This window comes from Micromonospora sp. NPDC051296 (assembly GCF_040682255.1).
In the GTDB taxonomy this organism is placed as follows: Bacteria; Actinomycetota; Actinomycetes; order Mycobacteriales; family Micromonosporaceae; genus Micromonospora; species Micromonospora craterilacus.
Window position 1 is genome coordinate 1 of record NZ_JBFBAO010000458.1, and the last position, 4,773, is coordinate 4,773.

The window sequence follows — 4,773 nt, forward strand, 5'->3', positions numbered from 1 at the left end:
ATGACATCGAGGACATGCTGATCACCCTCGGCGGGCAGTACCACATCATCCGGCCGCTCACCGGTTCCAACGGCAAGGGGCTGTTTCTCTACCTGATGCTCAGCAAGACCCGGTCCAACCTGGCACTCGCCCGGCACCAGCTGCGCACCATCGAGGAGCAGCTGGAACTGTGAGCACCGGCGACACGTTCCTGCCCCGCCGTACCGCACAGCGGCCGGACCTCCCGCCGCCGCCCAAGCTCCCGCCGTCGTTGGCCGGCAACCCGTCGCTGCCGTACCCGGCGATCGGCAGCGAGTTGGCCGAGCTGCGCCTACAGATCCCCGGGGTGCACGGCAGCGTGCTCGGCGGGGTGGACGGCCTACTCATCACGCACGAAGCACCGCCCGGGATGGACCCCGACGACCTGGCCGCGATGGCGGCGGCGACCTTCGGCCTCGGCCGGCAGGTCAGCCTCCGCCTCGGCCACGGCGAGTTCCGCCAGTCCACCGTCCGCAACCAGGCCGGCTACTTCGCCGTGTACGCGGCCGGCCCGCAGGCCCTGCTCTCCGTGGTCGGCCACGACGCGATCAACGTGGCCCGGCTGCACATGTACGCCCCACCGGTAGCCGAACGTCTCGCCAAACTCCTCGCCCAGGTCTGACCGCCACCGTCGGCACCCCGACCAGGCCGCCGCTGCGCACCTCGCCTGCGCCACAAACCCGGGCTCACCGCCATCGCGTACGCCACGCGGCGACCCGCGTGTTCCTCGCTACGCGATGGCGGTGAGCCCGCCGCGTTTCAGCCGGCGTCAGGCTCGCCGATGAACGCGTCGACCTGGTCGGCCTTCCGATCGTCCGGATCGTCGAAGAAGGCCACATCCACCTCCATCGAGGCAGTGGCTTCCAACGGAAGATCACCTTCCGGAATCGTCCCCAGCACCGACTGGCTGCCGATGATGAGCGTCGCGCTGCGCAGCGGGCAAGCCCAAAGCTACGCAGCACGCCCAGTGCCCACCGGCTGGCGCGGAGAGCGGAAAGCCCGGAGGCCGCCGCAGACGAATCGGGTGTGGGAGTGGTGGAGGTTCGTCGCCGGCAGCCGGCCGTCGCCGCGCCCGAGCAGCGCGGCACCGGGGAGGGCACGCCGGGTCCGCGCGGCGGGTCGCGGCTGCGGACCGGTCGCGGTCACTGAGCCTCCGGCGGGGACGCAACGACTCCAGGATGGCCGGGGCTCCGTCCGCGCGTTGCGTCCGTGGGTGGTTGCGGTAGGCTATCCCGCCAGCCGACGACCCGGGCGAGCCGAGCAGACCGCCCGCTCCCCTGGCGGGCGGGTCGGCGGCAGACAGGGCTGCCAGGGCTACGGGTGGGGACAGCGCAGGGCAGGTTGCGACCGTACGATGCGCCGGTGACCCAGCAGACAACGCGCTGACCGCCGCGCCCGGTGTTGGCGGCGCTGGCGGTCCTGATCGTGGGCTACGCCAGCGTCATCGCTTGTGGTCCGTGGACCGACGCCGCCAGCGTCACCGGTAGTTTGATCGCCATAGCCGTTGCCGTCGCCTTGGTCTACGGCGTGTGGCGCGGTAACCCGTTGGCCCAGGGCGTCATCGTCTTGGCGATGGCCGGCAACCTGATATTCGGCCTTCTTCAGCATGCAGAGATCGGGTGGGTACGGGCAGCCAACATGGTGGCAGCCTTGGTCATCGTCGTATTGCTGCTGGTGCCTCGGTCGTCACGGCGGTGGGTTGCTGGCCCTCCTGTTGACTCCGCCCCAAAACCCGCCCACGACAGCGACCAGCCGATTGACACCGAGGCGCTGTGGAAGGAGACGGACGCCGGCGAGCGCCGGTAGCCGGGGCCGCCTCTGCCTCACGTTGTAGTCGGAGAGAGGTACGGGGCAGTAGGGCACACAGCCGGCACAAGACACATCGGGCTGGGTGACCAACTGGGTGACGACCGGAGCGGCCGACGCCGGACGCCCACGGACGGTGGTGGACTGTTCCGGCAGCTCACTCCAGCTACTCGCGCAGCTCAGCGACCGCTGATGGTTCTTTCGAGACGAAAGAGTCAGGCTCTGCCAGCAGGACGTTGGTCGACGCCGCCGACAACTGGCCCTGAACTGTGGAAACAGTTGCGGCGTTACTTCCTCCCCTGAACGGGTGTTGCCCTCCGGTGGTGTTTTCGCGCGTAGATGAAGGCAGCCAGACCAAGGATTGCCAGAGCACCGGCGATCGATGCTGCGATTTGAAACCTCTGCTCGAACGCGAGGGCTTCCGCGTTCTCTTGCTGGATGGCCTCGGGCGTCGGGTCCTGATCAGGCAGGGTGATCCCGTTCCAGAACGTAAGGCAGGGAAGCAGACACGAGGCCAACATCAGGAGGACCCCGACGACCGTCAGCATGCGTGCACGGGACACGACGACAGGCTCCCACAGCCTTGATCGTCACGCTGTCCCGGAGGAAACCGGATCCGTCGACACCTCCAGCGATTGGGTCGCGGAGCGCGGGGCGTGCCGGCTTCCGAGCGGGTCGACGAGGACCAGGTCCAGGCCGTCACCAGGCCGTCGGAAGCCGTTCGTCAGAGACCAACGACGACCACTGGTGACGACGTATGCCCAGGTGACACGGCGTGATCGGCCCGATCACCGGCCCGAGGTCGCGGATGCGGACGGACACCGCCAGACGAAGTGCTCAGAATTTACAAACGAGGGATCGGCCTGGGCCGTCACCGGGCCGTCTGGGTCGTTGCTGGGCCGTCAAGCGCCGACCAAAGATGACCGAGGACGACCAGCAGCACCCGAAGAAACAGCAGGTCAGCCACCACATGAGGGCGGCTGAGCTGCGGCGACGGACGAGTCGACCTGTACGCCGGATTCTGTGCGCGGCGCGTACCCCGAGGGGTTTGCGCCGGCGGCGGCCATCCATCTCGGCCTGCCGTTGCCGACAGGCTCGTGCGGCCTACCCGCAGACATCGGGCGGGCCGCCCTCAAGCGTCTGCGCGGGTCGTCATCTTGCGGTGACGGCCCTTTCTTGGCCTTGCTCCGGGTGGGGTTTACCGAGCCACCCCGGTCACCCGGGGTGCTGGTGGGCTCTTACCCCACCGTTTCACCCTTACCGTCCCCGATGGGGCCGGCGGTCTGTTTTCTGTGGCACTGTCCCGCGGGTCACCCCGGGTTGCCGTTAGCAACCACCCTGCCCTGTGGAGTCCGGACGTTCCTCGGCGGCGGGCCGCAGCCCGCCGACGCGACCGCCCGGTCGACTCGTCCGTCGCTCACACATCCTAACGACACCGGGTCAGCCGCTATTGCCGTGCCCGGCTCGGCTGTGACGCGGATGGTCGGACCGGCCGGCGTCGGGACGAGCGGAATAATGTCCGGGTGACGCTGCCACCGTTTCCTGAGTCCACGGTCCCGGCCGCCGGGCGGGCCGAGGTGTTCCTGCGCTACCTCGACTACTTCCGGGAGAGCGTGCTGGCGAAGGTCTCCACGTTGGCCGAGGACGAGCAGCGGCGCAGCAGGTTGCCTTCCGGCTGGACCCCGCTGGAGTTGCTCAAGCACCTCCGCTACGTCGAACTGCGATGGATCGAGTGGGGTTTCCAGGGGCGCGACGTCGGAGACCCGTGGGGTGATCGGCGCGGGGAGCGGTGGTACGTCGCGCCGGAGGAGACCTGTGCGGAGCTGACAGCCGCGTTGCGTACGCAGGGCGCGCACACCCGCACGGTGGTGGAGAGCAGCGACCTGGCGACGCGTGGGGTGCCGGGGCCGCGATGGAACGGCGCGGACCCGGCGCCGCTAGAGCGAGTGCTGTTCCACCTGGTCCAGGAGTACGCCCGCCACCTCGGGCAGCTCGACATCGTGGCGGAACTGGCCGGCGGCGTGGTCGGGGAGTAGGCCGAGGCTGGGACACCGTCCCGGGCCGACGGCGGCGCGGGTCGGGGGTACTAGCCTTCGGGGTCATGGATCTTGCCGATGGCGCGTTGCTGCTCGCCGCTGGGCTGGCTGCGGGCACGGTCAACGCGGTGGCCGGGGGTGGTTCGCTGATCACGTTCCCGGCGCTGCTCGCCGTCGGGCTGCCGCCGGTGCCGGCGAACGTCAGCAACTCGGTGGCGGTCTTCCCCGGGTACGGCGCCGCCGTGGCGGGCAGTCGGGTGGATCTGCCCCGGGGACGCCTGCTGATCACGCTGGTGCCCACCACGATTGTGGGCGCGTTGGCCGGGGCCGCGCTGCTGCTGGTCACCCCGGCCCGGGCGTTCGAGGTGGTCGTACCCTTTCTGGTGCTGGGGGCGACCGCGGTGCTGGCGTTCCAGGATCCGCTGCGCCGGCTGGTCGGCCACCCGCGCGACCTGCCACCGCGCCGCCGGGCCGTCACGATCCAGGCCATGGTGGCGCTGGCCGCGGTGTACGGCGGCTACTTCGGCGCCGCCGTCGGGGTGATGCTGGTTGCCGGCCTGGCCCTGGTGCTGGACGCGACGTTGGCCCGGGTGAGCGCGATCAAGAATCTGCTCTCCGCCGTGATCGGCCTGACCACGGTGGTCGTCTTCGCGCTCGCCGGACCGGTGAACTGGGCGGCGGTCGCGCTGCTCGCGCCGGCCACGCTGGTCGGCGGGTACGCCGGGGCCCGGCTGGTCCGCCGCCTGCCGCCGGTGATCCTGAAAACCGTCATCGTGCTCTTCGGCACCACCATCGGCCTCTACCTGCTCTGGCGCGCCCTCGCCTGACCTGAGCCCGTCGATCTTGCCACCCGCGTGCCCGCCTCGGCCGCGGCCAGCGCGGCCGCCAGTCCGGCCGGTCCGGCGCCGATGAC

7 protein-coding genes and 1 other RNA gene are annotated in these 4,773 nt (G+C 70.1%); 4 read left to right on the forward strand and 4 right to left on the reverse strand.

Going from position 1 to position 4,773, the window contains the following annotated elements; translation table 11 throughout:
* Positions 1-169: 169 nt before the first annotated feature.
* On the forward strand, positions 170-640 hold the full coding sequence (locus tag AB0M52_RS30710; protein ID WP_363960958.1) for a roadblock/LC7 domain-containing protein: 471 nt from the start codon (positions 170-172) through the stop codon (positions 638-640).
* Positions 641-777: 137 nt separating this feature from the next.
* Here AB0M52_RS30710 and AB0M52_RS30715 read toward each other — a convergent pair whose 3' ends face one another.
* The gene (locus tag AB0M52_RS30715) at positions 778-918 is read right to left on the reverse strand and encodes a hypothetical protein (RefSeq protein WP_363960960.1); all 141 of its coding nucleotides are present in this window, start codon (positions 916-918) and stop codon (positions 778-780) included.
* A gap of 498 nt (positions 919-1,416) precedes the next feature.
* Between AB0M52_RS30715 and AB0M52_RS30720 the strand changes: the two genes are divergently transcribed.
* Positions 1,417-1,824 carry a hypothetical protein gene (locus tag AB0M52_RS30720; protein WP_363960962.1) on the forward strand — a complete coding sequence of 136 codons (408 nt, stop codon included), beginning with the start codon at positions 1,417-1,419 and terminating at the stop codon, positions 1,822-1,824.
* 287 nt (positions 1,825-2,111) lie between these two features.
* Here AB0M52_RS30720 and AB0M52_RS30725 read toward each other — a convergent pair whose 3' ends face one another.
* Positions 2,112-2,372 carry a hypothetical protein gene (locus AB0M52_RS30725; RefSeq protein ID WP_363960964.1) on the reverse strand — a complete coding sequence of 87 codons (261 nt, stop codon included), beginning with the start codon at positions 2,370-2,372 and terminating at the stop codon, positions 2,112-2,114.
* Between the two features lie 446 nt (positions 2,373-2,818).
* Positions 2,819-3,233, reverse strand: an RNA gene (gene rnpB / locus AB0M52_RS30730) — RNase P RNA component class A.
* A 114-nt stretch (positions 3,234-3,347) separates the two neighbouring features.
* Here rnpB and AB0M52_RS30735 point away from each other — a divergent pair.
* On the forward strand, positions 3,348-3,860 hold the full coding sequence (locus tag AB0M52_RS30735) for a DUF664 domain-containing protein (RefSeq protein WP_363960966.1): 513 nt from the start codon (positions 3,348-3,350) through the stop codon (positions 3,858-3,860).
* A gap of 65 nt (positions 3,861-3,925) precedes the next feature.
* Positions 3,926-4,687, forward strand: coding sequence for a sulfite exporter TauE/SafE family protein (locus AB0M52_RS30740; RefSeq protein ID WP_363960968.1), 762 nt, complete (start codon positions 3,926-3,928; stop codon positions 4,685-4,687).
* Here AB0M52_RS30740 and AB0M52_RS30745 read toward each other — a convergent pair.
* Complete coding sequence (locus AB0M52_RS30745; RefSeq protein ID WP_363960970.1) at positions 4,660-4,770, reverse strand: hypothetical protein; 111 nt, start codon at positions 4,768-4,770, stop codon at positions 4,660-4,662. The genes AB0M52_RS30740 and AB0M52_RS30745 overlap by 28 nt on opposite strands.
* Positions 4,771-4,773 lie beyond the last annotated feature (3 nt).

Coding starts and splice junctions, on each gene's coding strand:
- AB0M52_RS30740 (WP_363960968.1), top strand. CDS start 3,926: ATGGATCTTGCCGATGGCGCGTTGCTGCTCGCCGCTGGGCTGGCTGCG.
- AB0M52_RS30725 (WP_363960964.1), bottom strand. CDS start 2,372: ATGCTGACGGTCGTCGGGGTCCTCCTGATGTTGGCCTCGTGTCTGCTT.